The organism is Actinoplanes campanulatus (assembly GCF_014647795.1).
Taxonomy (GTDB): Bacteria; Actinomycetota; Actinomycetes; order Mycobacteriales; family Micromonosporaceae; genus Actinoplanes; species Actinoplanes campanulatus.
Genome location: NZ_BMPW01000019.1, coordinates 82,571 through 101,470, shown reverse-complemented (window position 1 = coordinate 101,470; position 18,900 = coordinate 82,571). Strand labels below are relative to the sequence as shown.

Below are 18,900 nucleotides of genomic sequence, written 5' to 3'. Positions count from 1 at the left end.
CCACCGTGGACAACTCCACGGTCGCCGCCGTGCGCACCGACCTCTCTACCGACATCAGCGCCACCGAGCCGGCGGCCACGACCACACTGACCTACCCGATCTCGCCCGACTACGTGAAGACGTGGACGTCCGTTCGGGCGCTGAGCGAGCTGATCGCCAACGCCCTGGACGAAGACCCGGACGCTCGGGTCGCCTGGTCCGACGGAGTCCTGACCATCGCCGACGACGGCCCCGGCATCCCGGAGGAAGGCCTGGTGCTCGGCCATTCGACGAAGACGGCCGGACAGATCGGCCAGTTCGGTGAGGGTAAGAAGCTCGCCGCGCTGGTGCTGGCCCGCAGCCCTGAGATCGGGCAGGTGCGCTGCGAGACGGTCGGGTACGGCTTCACGCCCAGCGTGCAGCGACAGCGGCTGCTCGGTGGCCTGGTCCCGTCACTATCGGGGCAAGGCGCGGAGCTGCTGGTCTACCACCTGTACCGCACCGGCCGGGTCAAAGGCACTGTTTTCACCGTCGAATGCTCGCGGGAACTCGCCGAGCAAGCTCGAAGCCGGTTCCGGGCCCTGACCGAACCCGGCTACCGGCCGCCGTCCGTTCCGGGGCAGTGCGTGCTCGACGGTGAGCCGGGACGTATCTGGATCGGTGGGGTCCTCGTCAATGTTCAACCGGATCTGCTGTGCTCCTATGACCTGCCGCTGGACGCCAAAGGCATGCAAAACCGCGACCGGACCGTCGTCGACGCTGTCGCCCTGCGCACCGCCGTCCGCGGAATGCTCGCCACCAGCCAGGACGAGCAGATCATCGGCCGTTTCGCGCAGCACGTGCTGGCCGGCGGAAAGCTGGCAGAGCCGGAGCAGTTCTTCAGCGACGTTCACCAGCCCTACCCGCGGGCCGCGTGGCGCCGGTGGGCCCGGACCCATCTGCCCGAGCACACGTACTACACCACCACCGGCAACGAGCAGGCAGCGCTGAGCCTGATCGACAACGGCTACACCGAACTCACCGCAGCTGGGCTGCCCAGCTATCTGCAACGGTCCCTGATGGATCTGCTCGGCGTCGAGGTCGCCAAGACCCAGCAAACCCGCCACTACGAACGCGCCCGCAACAAGACCACGTGGGTGCCCGATCGGGAACTCACCGCCGCCGAACGCGCCACCTTGACCGCAGGCCGTGACCTCGTGCGCCGGGCCATCGGGCCGTTCGCGCTGGACCGGGTCCGTGTCTACTCGGCCAGCGAGCAGTCACCCTGCGCTGACGGCTTCTACACCCCGAGCACCGGCGACACGGCCATCCACCGTGATGTCCTCGCCGACCGGCATCTCACCCTGCTGGTCCTGATCCACGAGGCTGCCCACCGCGTCGCCCATCGGGGCGGCGGGCGCTGGCTGCCCACTGCGGACTACCAGGACCGTACCCGTGGCTTCGAGTATCGGCTCAGCGACTTCGCCGCGGTGCTGCTCGGCTACCTCGCCGACAGCACACCCCTTCCCGGCGCTGTCGACGAACCGGCACGCACCGGCCGGCAGCCGCGCCTGGCGCCGGCCGATGATCCCGCGGTGCCCGCGGTGCGCCGCGAGCTGGCGCACCTGCTAGCCGAACGGCTACCCGGCGCTCTCGTCGACGGTAGCTTCCGCGACGCCAAGGACCTGGTCGCCTCCACCGGAGTCCACCCGGACTACTGGCGCACCCTCACCCAGCCGAAAGTCGCCGGACACCGCCAGCAGCGCGGCGGCCGAGCCTGGGACTACGACAAGAACGCGCTGCTCGCCACCGCGGCCGGGCTGCACCCGCCGGTCGTCTGGCTCGGCTACCACCTGTGCGAAGGACCCCTGCACGGCCGCCCTCGCGCCAAGTGGAGACAGCCCGGACGCTGGGCGAAGAAGATGCGAGACGCCATCGAGCGGGCCTGTATCGACCTGGAGAAGCTCGGTGAACCCTACGCGCGGCACATTCCGGCCCTGCGCGCTCTGGCCGAAGGCGGGACCCCGGCGGGCATGCACGACGACAGTTGGCATGCCCCCGCCCGGTCCCTGATCGCAGCGGAACGTCGCCGGCTCGGTCTCCACAGCCCTCAGCCTCCCGGCGCCGACGGCTGACCTCGGGCCGCACACATAGGCCGTCGCCGGGCATGGCGCTCATGGAGATGCCCGGCGACGGCTGTCCCCGAATTCCCCTTTACACCACAACGGAGAACACCATCATGTCGATCAGGTTGGAACGCGTCGAAGCAGCTCATGACGTCCGCGTCCTGGACAGTGCTGAGACGTTCGAGATGTCCAAGGACGGTGACGAGCCTGAGCCCGAGGGCACGTTGTCGATCATCACCCTCAACGGTGAAGACGGCATCCAGATCGCCGGCACCGCGACCGCACTTCACCGCTGGCTCCACCGCGCCCAGGCCCACCTGACCGCCAAGACCGGCGGCCCGCGCATCCTGTGTGTACTCGACCTTTCCACCAACCACCTGCCCCGCAACGTCTGCGACGCTCTCGACTCCTACTACGGTGTCACCGCCCATGACACCGAGTACGGCTGGTTCCTGCACGTCCCGAGCATGCTGTCCGAGCACCGCGATCACCACGCGGACACCGTGCCTGACGCGGTATGGCGGCTGTGGGAGTACGCGAACGACTTCGGGGCCCTCTACATTCGGCTCGACCGCGACGCGGACCGCGTCGACGCGTTGCCGTCGTGGGACTGGTGACCCCCGGTGCTGACCGAAGCCCGGCTCCGCTGAGACTCCCGGTTCGACGACGCTGTCCTTGGCACTCCACCGGACGCTGATGCCTCGCGTCGGTGATGTGGCTGACCGCCGGAGCTTGAATCGACTATCCACAAGGGGGCCATACCGAACGCTACGATGATCGCCGATGTCGTCGAGCGATTTCCTACGGGGAGGAATGATGCGCGCAGGACGTTGGATGATCGCGGCCGCGGTGATAGCAACCGTTGTTGCCGGATGCAGCGACGCCGGTGACGAGCGTGCCCGCACCGTCGATGACACTGCCCCCGTCGCACCCGGCGGCCAGGTGCCACTGCGAACGCTGACCGCTGAGCAGGCAAAAGGTGCACTGCTGGCCGCGAGCGATCTGCCGACTGGCTGGGTAGCCGAGCCCGACACCGGCGCGGTCAAGAAGGACTCGTCCGGCGACTACGACGAGTGCCCTGCATACGGCACCGCCATGCAGAAGGTGAGCCGCGCCGACGACATCGCTGCCGACTTCACCGCCCCCGACGGATCCGATTTCAGCGAGGCGCTGCTCCCGCTTGCCGAGGACGACGCCAAAGACCTGTTCGCCGAGTTCTCCGCCGCCGTGACGGCATGTAAGAAGCTCACCACCAAGACAGACGACGGCGTCGCCTTCGACATGCATTTCGTGGCGCTGTCGTTTCCCCAGCTCGCCGACGAGACGTTCGCGTTCCGCACGACCGCCACCGTTCTCGGCCGGACCATGAATCTCGACATGGCGATGGCGCGGCGCGGTGGCGTACTGGCCTTCATCGTGCAGCAGGCCAGTGAGACGATCGATACCGACCTGACCGAAGAGGTGGCCCGCCGGGCGGTCACCAAGGTCGACGCCGCGTTGTCCTGACCGGCCAGCGCTCAATGCCGACACCTCACCGTTCGACGAACAGACCCGAACGGTCACCGTGCTGAGCACGAGCCGGTGAGCTTCGCCTAATAGAAACCGGCCCAGAGGAACTGCTCTTCTTCGCCGGCTCCGGCGCGATTCCCAAGGCTGCCGGTCCTCCCGGTGGTGGAGCAGGCCAAGCCTCGGTGCGGCCTGACGTCCTCGGGGCAATGTCGCGGTGTCCTCGGGTCAGACGCCGAGGGCAGGCCAGCGAGTCGCCGCTGATCGCGGCACTCCTCACCCTCGGCCAGGTCCACCGGGACAAGCAGGTGTCGCGCCCGCCGGATGGGACGGGGCACGGTCCCACCCGGGCCCTCCGTCGTCCAGCCACCGGCCACACAACCCGTCCGCGCCTCGTCGTGCGGTGTCGATACGGATCAGAGTGAACGGATGCCGGGGCTGGACACCGGCTGCGCACCGGGCGGGCCGATCTCGTGCCGTCCCTCCCGGCGGCGCCCGCATAACCGGTCCCGCCGGGCCCACCGCCAATGGTGACGCGGAGGCCGCATGAGCACCGAAGATGATCGCACGATCCGAGCGGGTTTGTCCTACTACACCGGACGTGCCCTGCCGGACCACCTGATCGACGCCGTGCAAACCCTGGTTTTGCAGCCCGGTTCCTGGGTGTTCCCGAAGCCGGCTGCGGGGCTTCCCGTCAGCCAGCAGCAGGCACTGGACAAACTCCAGGCGTTGGGTCGCTCGCTGCGCGAGCGCGCCACAGCGGCAGCTGCCACCTTGGTCGTCCCGGACGATCCGGGCTGGCCTACCGGCACCGGCTGCGACGACCTGCCCTGCCTGTGGATCAAAGGCGACCGGGACTTCGCTGCCCGTCTCGATCAATCAGTGGCACTCACCGGATCACACTCCGGCAGCGAGTACGGCCTGCGGGTAGCCGAAGAGTTCACGGCAGGCCTCATCGACGCACGGCAGACGATCGTCACGAGCACTGCACCCAGGGCTGACCGGCGCGTGCTGTCCACGGCGCTGTCGATGCCGGGCGGCAGGACGGTCGTGGTCAGTGACCGGGGAATCGACCAGCCTTTCAGGCCCCCGGCCGCCGAGGTGGTAGCACGGGCCCTGGCCCGCGGGCATGTGATCAGCCCGTTCCCGCCCGGCTCGCCCCCCACGCCGTCCCGCAGAATCTTCACCGACCAGCTGCTGTTCCGGATCGCCGCAGGCACCGTCGTGGTGGAAGCGGCGCTGGGCAGTCAGATCATGCTGGCCGCCCGGCACGCGGCCCGCGCCGGCTTTCACGTCTTCGCGGTGCCGGGACCGGTCACCTCGGCCCTGTCGGCCGGCTGTCACCAGCTCATCGGCGAAGGCTGCGCGCAGATGGTCACCGCCGCCGATGAGGTGATCAACGCCGCCGGCTACGACCGGCCCTCCTTCATCAAGCCGTTCACCGTCACCGCCGAGGTGCACCGCGGTGGGACCGCTTTCGGCCGCCAACGGGTCGGGCCGTTCCCGGTGTGGGCAGCGTCGGTCGCGCACGCCGCGAACACGGCGTTCGACATCGTGGTCGGCGCGGACGACCCCGTCGACCTCACCGTCTGGGTGCACAGCGCCGACGGCGGCCGCGAGGCCATCACGATCAGCCGCGCAAGCTGACCACACGCCCCCGCCGCTCGCACTTTCCCTCACTGGTTCAGGGCGCTCACCTGCGGGTGGGCGCCCTTTCGCTGTTTCTGGAGACGTTGATGCCTTTCTCCCTGTGCAGGTTCTTCTCCTCGCGACGCGACCGCCGCCGACAGACCTGGTCATTCGTGCACGCTGACGACACCAAGCTCCCCGCACACCGGCAGGCTGATGCGGCGCCGGAGGTCGACGACGTGCTTGGGGCGGCCGTTGACGCGCTCGAGCCCGTGACGCGCAGTTTCGGCGGTGATGTGGCTGACTTCATCGACGCCTGCATCAGTGCGCAGGCCCTCACCTTCGACGCCCCGATCACCGGGATCCGCATCGAGCCGACCGTGCTCGGCGAAAGCCGTGACGGCGGTTTCCTCGTCCTGGTCACCGTCGGCCATGTCACCACCGTGGCCTCCGGCCGGCTCGGCGCCGACCTGTTCCGCGACGCCGACGACATCGCCGCGCACGTGCTGGGTGCCGTCATGTCCACCGCGAGCAGCATCTACCACTCCCTGCTGTCGACCGCCGACGAGTTGACGCGGAGCCGGTCGTGACTGCGGCGAGCACACCGCCGTCTGCCGGTTGCCCGGCCACGTGGACGCAGACACACGCGGTCGAGATCGTCACCGATGTGCTGCTGCCGGATCGTCGTGCGCTGATCGTCGTCGACGGTGACCCTGCTACGCCCTGGGGTGACGCGTTCGCTCCCGCCTTGCTGATCGATCTCAGCGGGCGGGCTCGACTGGCCGCCGACGTGTTTCAGCCAGCGGGCGGCGCCCGGGTGGCGACAGCCTACGAACAGCTCGCCGATCCGGGCCGGTTCGAACGCTATCTGCGGCAGTGGCACGGCACCACCAGCGTGGCGTGGCTGCGTGAGGGGCAGAGCACCGTCGCCCTGTTCGACACCCGCGAGTACCGTGCCCGGTCCGGTGCGCCGCACCTGGCCGACGACGTACGGCAGTGGCGGTGCTGGCTCACCGGCGAGGTCTACGGAGTCATTCTTCAGCAACGCATGGATCTGCCGACGTGTCCGTACTGCGGCTCTGACCAGCACGGCCTGTGGGTCAAGGCGGACTCCTGGTGGGACGTCTACGGGCTCGGCGAGGCCCGGCTACTGGCGGCCTATCTGCTCGGCGAGTCAGCCTCCGATGGCACGGATCCAGCCGAGGAGGACGACGGCTGATGGATCCAAGATTCGCAGAACGGTGATACGCCACGACGGCCCGGCCGCATAACCCCCACCACCTCACGAAGCCGCCAGCACACCGGCACCTCACCGCCGACAACATCTCTGACCGGCTGCCGTGACCAGCACGATTCCGGCGTCCCGCTGCCGGCGCACACCAACTTTCACCGTCGTCTTCAGAACTGCTGCATCGGCTGCGACCGGCGCTCTGGCCTATTCGACGGCACCTTCTTGATCGCTTCCCCTCACTGCGGTCCCGCCGGCCGCTGAGTTGCCCCGGCGGCGTCCTCCCCTGCCCGAAGGAACCCACCATCATGTTGGAATCCGCTTCCCCTCGACGACAAGGCGGCTCTGATCAGCTGCTCGGGATGGTGCCGTATCTGCTCGGCTACCACCCCACCGAAGCACTCGTCGCCATCATCAAGAAGCCCGATCGGCCCCTGCCACGCGTCGTCAGCCTGCCGCTGAGCGAGCCCACCACGATGCTGCTGAACCACCTGACGTTGCAGATACCCGAGAAGGCGTCCGGCATCGTGCTGATCGGCTACGGACCCGCCACCCACCAGACCAAGATCGCCGCCGTCAGCGAAGTCCTCCAGCTCCTGGCGCCCGTCGTCGGCCGATTCCTCTACACCGACGGCATCCTGACCTGCCTGACCCCGGCGTGCACCTGCTCGGCCGCCGAAGGTGTGCCTGTCGACCCGCGCAGCACCCGCCTGTCGACCCGCGCAGCACCCGCCTGGCTGCCGAGCTGGCCATCACCGGCCGCGTGGCCCTGCCCTCGCGGCAGGACCTCCACACACTCATCGCCGCCGACCCCACTGCCCAGGCCGCAACCGAGGCCGCACTCGACGGCCTCGACGCGACCGGCACGCCTGGCCCGGCGGACCTGATGTCGCTGATCACACCCGCCCCCGCCGGCGAACGGCTCACCGCCGACCAGGTCGCCCGGTTGTGCCTGGCACTGCACGACCAGGACAACCTGGTCACCGCATGGCACCATACCCGCGGCCGCCGCCAGCACCACGAGTTGTGGCTCGACGTCACCCGCCGCGCCCCCGAGCAGCACGCTGGTGCGCCGGCTGCGCTGGCCGCCTGGTCGGCCTGGTGCCGTGGCCAGGACGCACTGGCCCAGGCCGCCCTCGACCGGGCCCGCGCGGTCACCCCCGACGACGGATTCACCCGCATCGTCGGGCATCTCGTCGACGCGCACCTGCCGCCACACCGGCTGCGCTGGCCCCTCACCCCGCATCTGGACGCACCGTCATCGGGGAGCCACTCGTGAACGGCGCCGTACTGACTACTACCGACCCCGACATCACCACGGCTGTCCGTGAGCTGGCGATCCGCGCAGGCCTTCCCCTGAGCGTGCACCAGCCGCACGAACCTACAGCGGCGCGGCGGAAAACGGCGACGCTGATCATCGTCGGCGCCGACCAGATCACCGCTCTCGGCGAGCAGACGGCATCCCCGGACCGGACGATCATCGTGGCGGCCGGAACATCGCCGGTCACCGCGAGCCAGGCGGCAGCCGGACAGCCCGTGCTCCGGTTGCCGCAGGACGAGCAGCAGATTGTTCGCCTGTTCGAGGACACCGCGGCGCCCGTTCTCGACCGGCTACGTGCCACGGGCTGTCGCATCGGGTTCACCGACCCCCGCCATCGCAGGTCCGGATATGTGCCGCCGTTGGCGGTCACCGACTGGCGTCGCCATCCCGGGCAGGCCGTCTACGTCAACTGCGGCCAGCTCGCCTGCGGTGATGCGGACATCGGACTGGCTCATACGGTCCGGCGCAGCAACTTCCGCAGCCTTCACCGCCGGTTCCCGGCCGCGTGGACCGACACCGTCGCCGACGACCTGACCGAGCTCGGCGCATTCGTCGCCGACCTGCCCGCTGCTGCCATCGACGCCCTGTGCTCACTGGCCGACCGGGAAACGATCCTCGACACCGACGATCACCGGGCAGTCCACGAGGACGACATCGTCGAGTCCTGGGCCCTGGAAGCCGCCTTCGACGTGTACTCACGGCTACCGCCCGCCTGCCGGAAGGTGTGGGACCGCACCTGTCCGTATCGGGTCACCGAACTACTGCACCAGGTCGTCGATGACACCGGTGTCGGGCCGGTTCATGACGGCTGGCAGGTGCGATGGCTGATCACCGAACTGGCTCCGCTGCTCGCCGCCCGGCTGATGGCCGAACACCGGCACACACCGCCCGGCACACCATCGGCGATCACCGCGCTGCAAGACCACGCAGCGAGACACCGATACCGCCGTGCCAGTCGGCCCAGCCACTGACGATCAACCAACGGTATTTCCCAATCAACGTCTCAGCGCCGAACACGTCATTCAGCTGCCAGTCGATTACGCAACCTGGCGCCGAACAGCGGCATGACGCAGCTTTCAAGCGCCCTGCATTCGCGTTTGCCGATAAAGCAATTCTTCGGCGCGAGCGTCTTTCAACATCTTTCGCCGGCCTTTCAGGTTCGCCGCCGTGGGCGGCGGCCCCAGGCTAGCGCTGGCCCTTGATCCTGGCCGACCGCGTCTGGCCCCGCAAGACCCACCGATCACCGCACCCACCTGGCTGCGCTGTTGCTGCCCGGTGGGTCTTGCAGGTCTGCGCCGATCGGCCGGCCCGAACGGATCGTGCCAGCACCGCTCAGGGCCACCCAGCCCTCGGCGGACGCATCTGGCCCTTTTCTTTCTCTCCATGGGAGGACGGATCCATCGTGACTACTGTCGCTATCAGCACGGAGAACTCCGGCGAGGTCGCTGAGCGACCTGACACCGGCGTCCACGAGGTATCGGTAGAGACCGGCCTCGAACCGGCGTCGCCCGTTGTCGTCGGGGAGATCGTCGTCGACCCGATCCAGCTCAACACCGGTGAGGACATCCCGGTGCCGCCGTTTCGGGCCGGCTATCTGAACCCGCGGCACCTGCGTGACAGCCCGCTGCACCCCCGCCAGGAACTCGGTGACCTCACCGAACTGGTCGCATCGATCAGCATGTTCGGTGTTCGTGATCCGCTGGTGGTCGTCGGCCGGCCGGCACCGGTCAACGAGCTGTCCGCCGAGCCGACAGCCGCTGCCGACGGTGACGAGGGCGACGAGCCGGTCACGGAGGTCTTCGAGGTTCTCGGCGGCAAGCGCCGCCACTACGCGGCCATCGAAGCCGAGCAGCCTCTGGTGCCCGCCATCATCGTCGAGGACGCCGGCGCCGCGTTCGAGATCCTGGCCATCCTGGAAGCCAACGCCCACCGTAAGGACCTCGAAGCCATCGAGGAGGCCGGCGCCTACCAGATGCTGCTGGAACTCAACTGGGACGTCGACGCCATCGCCCAGGCCCGCAACATCACAGTGGAGAAGGTCCAGACGGCGGTCAAAGCCCTGTCGCTGCCGGCCCGTGCGCAGCGTGCCCTCAATTCGGGCGCGCTGACGCTCGACATGGCGCAGGCACTGGAGGAGTTCGCGGACTCCCCGGAGGACCAGCAGCGACTGCTCGACAAGATCGGCAAGGGCGAGTACGAGTTCAAGCACACCCTCAGCGCGCTGCGTGACAAGCGCACGTACCGCCGCAACCGGGACCTGGCGAAAGCTCAGCTTCTCCTCGACAGCGTCGACGTCACGCCCAAGCCGCGCGGGTTCGGCTACGACAGCCCGGCGGTGCCCGCCGACCAGCTTGCCGACACCGACGGCCAGCCCCTGGACATCGAGAAGGTCAAGACCCAGCCCGGTTTCCACGCGTTCGTCGAGAAGAACGGCGGTCAGGCCAGCACCGTCATCTACTGCGAAGACCCGGCCAAGTTCGGCTACCAGCGCCTGAAAACCGACGAGAACGAGGGCATGAGCCCGGAGGAGATCGCCGAGCAGCAGGAAAGAGACCGCCGCCGCGAGGAAATGCTCGACGGGCTCCGCGCGGCCGTCACGGTGCGCCACGAGTTCGTACAGCGCACTTACGGCACCGCCAAGAACTGCCGCAAGCTGGCCACCGCGGCGCTTCGCGCGGCCAACAACGGCCAATCCATGTACCGCGGCGGCGGTCTCGAGGACCTGTACCGGGCCCTCGGTGGTCTCACCAGCGCCGAGATCGCCACGGCGGGCGAGGACCGGCTGCGCCGCAGCCTGATCGCGAAATACGCGTGCGCTCAGGAGAACAACCTCGAGGACGCGCTGCGGCGCAACCTGAGCTGGATCAGCAAGGAACCGGCGGTCGCCTGGTTCGACCGGCTCACCGCAGACGGCTACCCCATGTCCGAGGCGGAGAAGGAGCTCTACCAGGCGCTGCTGCCGGCCACCGCAGCCGATGAGGACGACGAGGACGACGACGAGAACGACGCGGACGTCACCACCGCGGACGAACCGGACGCCGACGCCGACGCCGACGACATCGGCGGCGCCGGGGAGATCGAGGGTGAGGCGTCGTCGGCTGTCTCCGACGACGGCCTCGACGGTGTACAGGCACCCGATCCTGTCGCTGCGCGGTTCACGGTGCTCGACACGGAGCAGGACGACGACGCGGAGTACGCGACTGCTGCGTGACCGCTGTCGCTGACCCACGGTGGGGGCACTGTGTTGTCCGGGCAGAGCCCCCACCGTGTCGTCGCTTCAAGGCGCGTCGGCGGCGGCCCACCGCCATGATCGCCGTCTCGGTGAGAGCGGCGCATCGACCAGTTCAGCACCGTCGTCAGCGCGCAGGTTCCCTCGTCAGCGGATCGACCGGGCCGGCGGTCGAATCCGCACTTTCCCATCCCTGCATCAACGAATGCGAGCACTCCATGCTTCAGCTTCTCCGGCGGCATACCACCGCCTCCCCTAGCAACGACGTCGCACGGCTGCGTGCGCGGCTGGCAGCGGTCAGCGCAGAGTCCGAGCAGCACCGGCGGCTGGCCGACGAGCGTCTGCGGCTGCACGAGGCGGACATCGCACGCATCGGCGACCGGCTACGCGCCGAAGCCGACAGCCGCCGCTGGTGCCACGAATTCGAGGAGGTGATCGACGCCCTCAACGAGCAGCTGACCGTCGAACTCACCCATCGTGGCTGGCCGTTCCTCGTCGATACCACCCTCACCGTCAATCTTGAGGTCGCCGCCCGCGGTGACCTTGCCGCACGTGAGGCAGCGCTCGTCATCCTCCGGCAGGCCGAGGATCAGCTTCGCCAGCTCAAGGGCGTCCACGTCTACCACACCCATCCAGAAGACCTCACCGTCACCGCCAGGCGACGGTCGGCCTCGGTCACGGCAGACGTGCAGCTGAGGATCGACCTTTACGCCACCAACGAGCGGCACGCTCGCACCGCAGCCGTGCCGCTGCTCGCCGAGACCGCGACCGTGCTCGGCCGGTTCCCGGGAGTCACCACCAGCGTCCCGGACGCCGGCACGTTCGACATCTCACCCCGCTGAACGCGGCGAAGGGTGCGCACCCGACAACGGCCTTCACGTGGTCACGGTGCGCGCCTCACCGCGGCGTACACCGTCGGGTCCCCCTCAACAATTGGACTCGGATCTGCTGGAGGAATCTTGTGCGCGGGCTGAACACCGCCACCGTCATCGACCTTCTCACCGGTCTGCGGGCCGACCGCAACCCTGAACTGACCGCCACCGCGGCCGGGCGCAGCACAGGAATCGCCGCGGCAGCAGCCGCCACGGCATCGCTCGCGTCGGCGATCGCCGACGTCGCCGAGACCATCTGCCCGCTGAAGGCCGACCTTGGCCAGCGCCGAACCGGCGAGCACTGGCGCGACGTCCGTCACGCGTGCGACCTGGCCGCCGAACGTACCTCCGGGCTCACCGACCAACTCTCGGCGCTGGCAGACGAGGCGCGGCTTCTGGTCACCGACATGGAACCCGTGCACTACCACGGCAGCATCCCCTCACGGCACGGACCCCACGTCCTCGCCGGCCCCTGCGGCTGCCGCCGCCACCAGCATCGCGGCGACCGCCTGCGCCTGTCGCTGCTACTGGAAGATTTCGACGATCTGCTCTGCGTGCGTCCCCGCAGCATCACCGCGGCCCCCGATGAGCCGCACGACCTGCCGCTGACGGCGTTCGATACCGCCCTGCGTGAGGCGATCGCCGCCGTGGCGCCGGCCCCGGCCGCCCGCCACGCGATCTGCCTCGTCCAGAACCTCTCCCTGTTCACCGGCCGCACCCGGACCGTCGTCACCTCGTGGGTTGCGACGATCGATCAGCGCTTGCACGGCCGGTTCGTCACCAGCCTCGACGGCACGAGCCCGGCCGACCGTCACAACGGCCTGACCAGCCGTCTCGTGCAGACCGGCTACGCCCTCGGCCGGGTGCAGACCGACCTGCACAGCGCGGTGAATGCTCTGCGCGCCATCGACGCCGAACCCCCGCGCCCGACCGCGCCGCACTGACTTTGCTCCCGCCTGCCCGGTCCTTCTTTCCCCAGGGGCCGGGCCACCAGGGGCGTGATCGCCCGTTCCTCCCTGCCACGGGCGATCACGCCCCGCCCCCGCCCTGATCGCACTCTTCCTGGAGTTGATTCACCGTGGGCCACACCCACCACTGGCGCTACCAGCCGAACAATCCCGCCTGGGCCGCGGTCTGGCCGTCCCTGATCCACGACACGACCCGGATCGTGCAGGAGGTGTCGCGCACCGTCGCGCTGGCCGGCCCCGGCCGCGACGGCCCGCCGGTGATCGATGCGATGTCCGGCATCGCGTTCAACGGCGTCGACGACGCCGGCTGCGACAGTTTCCTGCTCCCGGCGCCGGGCCCCCAGCGACGGCACTGGTTCTACTGCAACACCCACCGGCTGCCGTACGACCTGGCCGTCACCGCGACGCTGCTGCGCTGCCATCTGCTGGCACCTGACACGTTCGTCATCGGCGGAGACGGCTCCTGGCATCGCGACTGGCGGCCGGCCCGTGATCTCGTTCGACGCCTCTTCGGCCACGACACCGACCGGGTGCCGCTGACCGACACCACAGCTGGGCTCACCGTCGAGCAACTTCTCGGCCTGTGACAACACCTCATCAGCCAACGCCACGGCAGCCCTCGAACCTCCACCGCTGCACCGCGGCAACCCCACGGACCGGGCGACCCACACGCCGCAGTCGAGATCCGGCGCCCGTCGTACTCACCATGGCGATCCGCTCCCGCCCGGGTGCGAATCCCTTTCCGCACAAGGACCACGATCATGCTCGTCTTCTGGCCACCCCCAAACTCTGCTGCCACCACGGCCATCTCGCGGCAGCCCGCGCGCCCGAACAGCCACCGGCCACGCCCGGATGCCTGCTGCACTGCCGGTGTCTCGTCACATCGCCGGCGCCGGTGACCGCCGATGGCTACCACGACCAACTCCCGCCCCCATTCCAAGCGCACAGCCCGACCAGCCGATCCGAACCTGCGTAAAGCAGCTCTGTGGTACGCCCGCGCAGGCATCCCGGTGCTGCCCCTGCACACCCCGACAGCCGACGGCACCTGCACCTGCCGCAACGCCGACAGCTGCGAGTCCGCGGGCAAGCATCCACGACTACGGCACGGCCTACACGACGCCTCCCGAGATCCAGGCCTGATCGGCTCTTGGTGGCACCAATGGCCCGACGCCAACGTCGGCCTCGCCACTGGAACCGCCCTCGACGTCTGCGACATGGACACCGGCGCCGGACTCGCCGCCGTCCTCGACACCCTCGACGTGGTCAAACCGGCCGCACCGATGGTCCGCACCGGCAACGGCTGGCACCTGTGGTACGCCTCCACCGGCCTGCCGAACCGGGTTGGCCTGCTACCCGGCGTCGACTGGCGCGGCGCCGGCGGCCTGGTCGTCGCCCCACCATCAGTGCACGTCAGCGGCGCCACCTACCGGTTCCAGCAAACCTGGAACGGACACGCCCTCCCCGACTGCCCGCCACCTCTGCGTGCCCTCGTCGCCGCGCCAGCCGCCCCCGTCACGCCCACCGCCGAGACGATCACGCAGTTCGGGCGGTACGCGCGAGCAGCGCTCGACGGTGAACTACAGCGCATCCGCCAGGCACCGGCACCGGTGTACTCCGGCGGCACCCGCATCACCGGCGGAGAACGCAACAACACCCTGCACCTGGCCGCGTTCCGCTTGGGACAACTGTCGGCCCGCGGCCACGTCGACGAAGCCTCCGTGCACCGCGAACTCACCGCGGCGGCCGTGCAGACCGGCCTGAGCCTCGCCGAAGCACAGCGCACCATCGACTCCGGCTGGCGAGCCGGGCGCGATCGCCCACGCCGATGACAACCGGCAGCCTCACGGTGCCAGCAGGCACGCTGACCAGCCGCAGACACGACAGCGCGCTAAGCACACCACCGCGTAACCGCTGCCGTTCGGGCCCGCGTCCTTGGCGCCGCCGAACTTGAGGGCGACGCCGATGACGGGCCCGCCACCACCGGGATCACGGCACCCGCAGCACAGGCCAGAACGGTCACAGCGCCAGCCGCCACCGCTGACATGTCACGCCCGCAAGGGCTTCACCATCACCAGTCCGCAATGGATGGAAGACGACTCGTATGACTGTCATCGACACTTCCCGTCACCCAGCCTCCGGGGTCGACCCGGCCACTCTGGTAACCACACTTCAGGCTGAGGTCGCCTCGCTACTGACTCCCGTCGACTGGGCCGAAGACGAAATCGCCGCGGCGAGCCGCCGCCACCCCGACCAGGCCGACCTGCTGTTCCACACATTCGGCCTCCTGAGGCGCCGCGATCTCGGATCAGGCATGGGCACCGAATTCGTCTACCGTGGTCATGCCCGCGAGCTCCTGGAACGCGTCGCCGCCGAAGAAGATCTACGCCCGGCGACCGCTGCCGAGATCTGCCTGCTGCTGTCGAAGGTCAGCCTGCAGACCCCGATACACGGCCCAGGTGCGGGCCTGTACTTCCGGATGTGGCAGGCCGCTTTCGGCGACCATCCGCTCACCGCGGAGATCATCGGCGACCAGAGCGCCTACCAGCAGCTGCACGGCACCCGGATCGACGAGTTGGAGGCCATGCTGCGACGCAAAGCCGCCGACCCCGCCCGGCAACTCGGCGGCATCCGGTGCCGAGGACTGCATCACGGCGGACCTGTCACCTGCCGCTTCAGCAACAACTGACCGCCAACCCGCTCGCACGGCTCCAGCTCCATGGCCCCCAAGATCGTTCCTGGTGAGCTCTGGGTAGGCATGCACGTGTGGCCCACGGCGCGCACCCTCCTGGCCCCACCGATCTGCTACCAGCAGCCGCGATGCGCCATCGTCGCCCTGCACTGGCCGTACGTTGAGGTGCGGCGCATCTCGCGCCGACCCGGCACCAACGGCATCCGCTACCTGCAGATGGGCCCCGGCCACCGCATTCACGTCGACAACCTGCTGCGCCGCGATCCGCACCTGCGGCGCGCGGCATCAAGCAGGCGAGCCCGACCGACGCCGTCTGGCGAGCATGAGCAGCTGACGCTGTTCTGAATTGCCTGCCAGCCAGTCTCGCGAGCCCTGAGAAGACTGCTCTTGCAGGCCGGTCGGGCCCGGCCCGACGTCATTGGCCCTACGGCGGTCGCGCATCCGATCGCTTGTCGGGCTCGGTCATCCTCACCGCCACGCTCCGCTGCTCCGCGCGTGCTTGCGAACTCGGCGACCCGGTCGGTGACGTTCGATCCGGCGCACACGGACTCAGGTCTACCCCGATGGCACGCGCATCGCCGGCAGCGAGCACAACGCCACCCTGCGTTGGCGGGCCCGAAATCCACGACTCCTCGAGGAAGTCCCGACATGGACAACGTAGTAACCGTCAGTGGCCCTTTCCCCGCCTCACCTACCGTGCGCCATTGCGATGTCGGCCGGCACCGCTTGAGCCCGCACGAGCAATGGTGGCTGATCACCGACGCCGACCGCGGCTGGGCCAACGGCCAGGGCGCCGCGTGCGCGACGCATCGTCGCGACGTGGAGGCCACCTTCACCGACGGCCACGCCTACCGTGTCGGCGGCCCGTTCGATCCCGACCGGTCCGTCTGGCCGCAGGGACCGCATCTGTGGATGGACGCCGACCACATCCGCCTGGCGATCTTCCTGACCGCCCCGACCCGGCGGGAGATCGCCGCCGTGCACACCGGCAAGGCCCAGTTCGGGTGGACCGAACAGGGCATCAACGGATTCCTGCTGTTCCAGTACGGCGACTCGCCATGGAACGACGCCCCGTTCAATCCGCAGCGGCTCACCACACCGTTCCCCCTGCAGCCGGCACCCCGCGGCACACACACCCGCGTGTCGACCTTCCTGGTCCACGCCGACACCGGCCGAATCGCCGCGATGCGCATGTTCACCTGGCCGGCCTACTTCCTCAACCACGTCGTCACCTCGGTACACCGGCTCGCCGCCCAGCCGTACAGCGAAGCGGCGGCCCGCTCAGCGCATCAGGATTTCTACGACCGCTACCCCGACGGCCCGTCGCTGTACCGGCTCGCGTGCTCCCTGCCGCCGGAAGCGCTCTGCCTGGGCGGACAACGCGACGACCGGCCGCTGGCCGTCACAGGTCCGCGGCCGGAACCAGCCTGATCCCGCCAGGCAAACGCCGTGACCGGCCGCCGGTCACTGCGGCCTTCGCCCCATCCCGGCCGGCGTGCCGGGCCCGCACTCGACCTGCAGGAGCAGTCCCTTCTCATGACAGAGACCTTCGCCGACTACCTCGACCGGATCGGCCACCACCCCAGCATCGACCTCGACACCGCTGATCAGCAGCGCCACATCGTGATCGTCTCCTTCGCCAGTGGCGCGAAGAAGGCAATCGTGGAGTTCGTGGGCGTGGCCGCCGGCGACCGCAACGAGTATCTGAGCGCGAACATCTACGCATTCGTCGACGGCCAGGTGGCGCGCTCCAGCGTGATGGGCCTGGAAGACGGCAGCGTCTACCCAGCGTTCCGGCAGAACGCACCGGGCCGCTCCCACGGGCGACCCGCGGTACGCGCCATCACCGTCTTCATCGGCGCGCAGCAGAATACCGACCCGCTGACCCGATCTGTGGGCGCTATCCCGAACAGCCCACGGTCGGCGGGGTCACGAAATTCCTCCGCTCAGGTCGGCGGCCACCTATCGTCTCCAGGCGCCACGAGGGATCACATGACCGACAGCAGCAGCCATCCCGACTTCCGCCAGCTGGCGCAGCAGTACGCCCACCGCTACGCCCAACTCATCGTCGACGCCCTCGGCGGCCATGTCGGCGCGGACGCCGCCGCGGTCCTGCACCGGGTGGGGTTTGAGCTCGGCCACGACGCGTGCCAGGTCATCGCACACGAAATCCGGGAACGCACGACCGTACGCACCGACGCCGACCCGGCCCTACTGCTCGGCCTCGTCGGGCCGGCCGCAGCCGGGCCACGAACGGCAACATCGGCGGTGGCCGACCAGCGACCACCGCGAGGCGAGATCTTAGACGCGCGGATCGCTGAACAGCCTTCGTTGCACGAGCTACTCGATCGAGCGCGCCAGGCGATGCGCGCCGAAATTGACGCCGACAGCCCTACCGGCCGCGCTTTCGCCGCACTCACGGCCGGACTGCACCGCGAAGGGCTGACCGGACGATGACGACCACCGCCTCCGCTGGCAGCGACGACGAACCGGTCGATTGGAGCCGCTTCGACAGCTACGCCCACCGCGCAGCGCAGAACTCCTGCCGACACTTCATCCGCTGCGCCGTCGACGGCGCCACCCGACGGGCGGTCTCGCAGATGCTCGGCTACGCCCGCACCGTCAGCGACGGTAACGCCATCGCGGTGACGCTCGCCCAGCTCACCGGGCCGTGCAGTCTCGCTCCAGCACCGCCCGATGCCGAAGGGTCTCCTCGGCCGGCCGGCGCGAAGGGCCAGACACCGCTGTAACCGGCGGCCGTGCCCCCTCGTCCGACAAAGCAGCGGCCAGAGAGCCGCGCTGCTTTGTGCCCTCCGCGGTCGCTGCAACGCCCGGGTAGTCCTCTCCCGGATCGATGTCAGGATCGGGGCCGCCTGTACGGCGCGACGCGAGCACCAACGTCACACCAGCTCCCATCACAACCGCGGCGTTGACCGAGCCGCGGTCTCCTCGCACGTGGCCAGATGTTCGCTGATGCCGGCCATCTGCGACGCGCGCCGCAGCCCGGCGGAGGCAGAGCAGTCACCCCTGCTGACGACGATCATCGCCGTCCAGGTCGCCTTGCCCGCAGGCAGGCGGAACCGTGCGTGCCCGCGGGAACTGGGCGCTATCCGGTCGCACCTCGGAACCGCTTGGCAACGGCCAAGAGCCGCAGCCGCCGTCAAGCCGGCGATTGCCTGGTCGTCGATCCGCCAGCCCCGGACGGCCACGCTGTCGTCCGGGGTGGTGTCCGCCGGTGTGCGCACACCGGCTTGCTGACGGGTTCGGCGTGAGATCCGGCGGCGGCCGGAGGTGTCCGCCGCTGAGATGGCCCGTAGGTCAGCCCACCCGCGCCGAGGGCGCTAAGCCCCCAGCAGAACATCTTGGCAACCAGG

At 69.2% G+C, this 18,900-nt stretch carries 19 protein-coding genes; all 19 read left to right on the top strand.

What is annotated here, in order from left to right; translation table 11 throughout:
• Nucleotides 1–5: 5 nt before the first annotated feature.
• The 19 genes from IEZ13_RS31955 (at nt 6) to IEZ13_RS31865 (ending at nt 18,276) form a co-directional block, all read left to right on the top strand.
• Nucleotides 6–2,093, top strand: coding sequence for an ATP-binding protein (locus IEZ13_RS31955; protein WP_183223143.1), 2,088 nt, complete (start codon nt 6–8; stop codon nt 2,091–2,093).
• A 104-nt stretch (nt 2,094–2,197) separates the two neighbouring features.
• Nucleotides 2,198–2,701 (top strand): DUF5983 family protein, encoded by a 504-nt coding sequence (locus IEZ13_RS31950; protein ID WP_183223141.1) that lies wholly within the window; start codon nt 2,198–2,200, stop codon nt 2,699–2,701.
• Between the two features lie 217 nt (nt 2,702–2,918).
• Nucleotides 2,919–3,590, top strand: a complete 672-nt coding sequence (locus IEZ13_RS31945) for a hypothetical protein (RefSeq protein WP_183223139.1) — start codon at nt 2,919–2,921, stop codon at nt 3,588–3,590.
• A gap of 546 nt (nt 3,591–4,136) precedes the next feature.
• Complete coding sequence (locus IEZ13_RS31940) at nt 4,137–5,237, top strand: DNA-processing protein DprA (protein ID WP_183223137.1); 1,101 nt, start codon at nt 4,137–4,139, stop codon at nt 5,235–5,237.
• A gap of 56 nt (nt 5,238–5,293) precedes the next feature.
• Nucleotides 5,294–5,809, top strand: coding sequence for a hypothetical protein (locus tag IEZ13_RS31935; RefSeq protein ID WP_183223135.1), 516 nt, complete (start codon nt 5,294–5,296; stop codon nt 5,807–5,809).
• The gene (locus IEZ13_RS31930) at nt 5,806–6,438 is read left to right on the top strand and encodes a hypothetical protein (RefSeq protein ID WP_183223133.1); all 633 of its coding nucleotides are present in this window, start codon (nt 5,806–5,808) and stop codon (nt 6,436–6,438) included. The genes IEZ13_RS31935 and IEZ13_RS31930 overlap by 4 nt, the downstream gene beginning before the upstream one ends.
• Before the next feature lie 317 nt (nt 6,439–6,755).
• Entirely contained in the window at nt 6,756–7,334 is a 579-nt protein-coding gene (locus IEZ13_RS47015) for a DUF4192 family protein (RefSeq protein WP_183223131.1), read from the top strand.
• The gene (locus tag IEZ13_RS47010; protein ID WP_373293057.1) at nt 7,217–7,726 is read left to right on the top strand and encodes a DUF4192 family protein; all 510 of its coding nucleotides are present in this window, start codon (nt 7,217–7,219) and stop codon (nt 7,724–7,726) included. Before IEZ13_RS47015 ends, IEZ13_RS47010 begins: the two co-directional genes overlap by 118 nt.
• A complete protein-coding gene (locus IEZ13_RS31915) occupies nt 7,723–8,739 on the top strand; it encodes a hypothetical protein (RefSeq protein WP_183223129.1) in 1,017 nt (338 codons plus the stop codon). The genes IEZ13_RS47010 and IEZ13_RS31915 overlap by 4 nt, the downstream gene beginning before the upstream one ends.
• Nucleotides 8,740–9,170: 431 nt before the next feature.
• The gene (locus IEZ13_RS31910; protein WP_183223127.1) at nt 9,171–10,979 is read left to right on the top strand and encodes a ParB/RepB/Spo0J family partition protein; all 1,809 of its coding nucleotides are present in this window, start codon (nt 9,171–9,173) and stop codon (nt 10,977–10,979) included.
• Nucleotides 10,980–11,215: 236 nt separating this feature from the next.
• Nucleotides 11,216–11,839 carry a hypothetical protein gene (locus IEZ13_RS31905; protein ID WP_183223126.1) on the top strand — a complete coding sequence of 208 codons (624 nt, stop codon included), beginning with the start codon at nt 11,216–11,218 and terminating at the stop codon, nt 11,837–11,839.
• Between the two features lie 119 nt (nt 11,840–11,958).
• Nucleotides 11,959–12,813 carry a hypothetical protein gene (locus tag IEZ13_RS31900; RefSeq protein WP_183223124.1) on the top strand — a complete coding sequence of 285 codons (855 nt, stop codon included), beginning with the start codon at nt 11,959–11,961 and terminating at the stop codon, nt 12,811–12,813.
• A 134-nt stretch (nt 12,814–12,947) separates the two neighbouring features.
• Nucleotides 12,948–13,424 (top strand): hypothetical protein, encoded by a 477-nt coding sequence (locus tag IEZ13_RS31895; protein ID WP_183223122.1) that lies wholly within the window; start codon nt 12,948–12,950, stop codon nt 13,422–13,424.
• 318 nt (nt 13,425–13,742) lie between these two features.
• Entirely contained in the window at nt 13,743–14,666 is a 924-nt protein-coding gene (locus tag IEZ13_RS31890) for a bifunctional DNA primase/polymerase (RefSeq protein ID WP_183223120.1), read from the top strand.
• A gap of 272 nt (nt 14,667–14,938) precedes the next feature.
• On the top strand, nt 14,939–15,523 hold the full coding sequence (locus IEZ13_RS31885; RefSeq protein WP_183223118.1) for a hypothetical protein: 585 nt from the start codon (nt 14,939–14,941) through the stop codon (nt 15,521–15,523).
• Between the two features lie 30 nt (nt 15,524–15,553).
• Nucleotides 15,554–15,871 carry a hypothetical protein gene (locus tag IEZ13_RS31880; RefSeq protein WP_183223116.1) on the top strand — a complete coding sequence of 106 codons (318 nt, stop codon included), beginning with the start codon at nt 15,554–15,556 and terminating at the stop codon, nt 15,869–15,871.
• A gap of 303 nt (nt 15,872–16,174) precedes the next feature.
• Nucleotides 16,175–16,957: a hypothetical protein gene (locus IEZ13_RS31875; protein ID WP_229795310.1), complete on the top strand. Its 783-nt coding sequence runs from the start codon at nt 16,175–16,177 to the stop codon at nt 16,955–16,957.
• 105 nt (nt 16,958–17,062) lie between these two features.
• Entirely contained in the window at nt 17,063–17,983 is a 921-nt protein-coding gene (locus IEZ13_RS31870; protein ID WP_183223113.1) for a hypothetical protein, read from the top strand.
• Entirely contained in the window at nt 17,980–18,276 is a 297-nt protein-coding gene (locus tag IEZ13_RS31865; RefSeq protein ID WP_183223111.1) for a hypothetical protein, read from the top strand. The genes IEZ13_RS31870 and IEZ13_RS31865 overlap by 4 nt, the downstream gene beginning before the upstream one ends.
• The last annotated feature ends 624 nt before the right edge of the window (nt 18,277–18,900 follow it).

Bases quoted from the DNA above. Each gene is read 5' to 3' on its own strand.
- IEZ13_RS31950 (WP_183223141.1), top strand. From the start codon at position 2,198: ATGTCGATCAGGTTGGAACGCGTCGAAGCAGCTCATGACGTCCGCGTC.
- IEZ13_RS31945 (WP_183223139.1), top strand. From the start codon at position 2,919: ATGATCGCGGCCGCGGTGATAGCAACCGTTGTTGCCGGATGCAGCGAC.
- IEZ13_RS31940 (WP_183223137.1), top strand. From the start codon at position 4,137: ATGAGCACCGAAGATGATCGCACGATCCGAGCGGGTTTGTCCTACTAC.
- IEZ13_RS47015 (WP_183223131.1), top strand. From the start codon at position 6,756: ATGTTGGAATCCGCTTCCCCTCGACGACAAGGCGGCTCTGATCAGCTG.
- IEZ13_RS31905 (WP_183223126.1), top strand. From the start codon at position 11,216: ATGCTTCAGCTTCTCCGGCGGCATACCACCGCCTCCCCTAGCAACGAC.
- IEZ13_RS31890 (WP_183223120.1), top strand. From the start codon at position 13,743: ATGGCTACCACGACCAACTCCCGCCCCCATTCCAAGCGCACAGCCCGA.
- IEZ13_RS31885 (WP_183223118.1), top strand. From the start codon at position 14,939: ATGACTGTCATCGACACTTCCCGTCACCCAGCCTCCGGGGTCGACCCG.
- IEZ13_RS31880 (WP_183223116.1), top strand. From the start codon at position 15,554: ATGGCCCCCAAGATCGTTCCTGGTGAGCTCTGGGTAGGCATGCACGTG.
- IEZ13_RS31875 (WP_229795310.1), top strand. From the start codon at position 16,175: ATGGACAACGTAGTAACCGTCAGTGGCCCTTTCCCCGCCTCACCTACC.
- IEZ13_RS31870 (WP_183223113.1), top strand. From the start codon at position 17,063: ATGACAGAGACCTTCGCCGACTACCTCGACCGGATCGGCCACCACCCC.
- IEZ13_RS31865 (WP_183223111.1), top strand. From the start codon at position 17,980: ATGACGACCACCGCCTCCGCTGGCAGCGACGACGAACCGGTCGATTGG.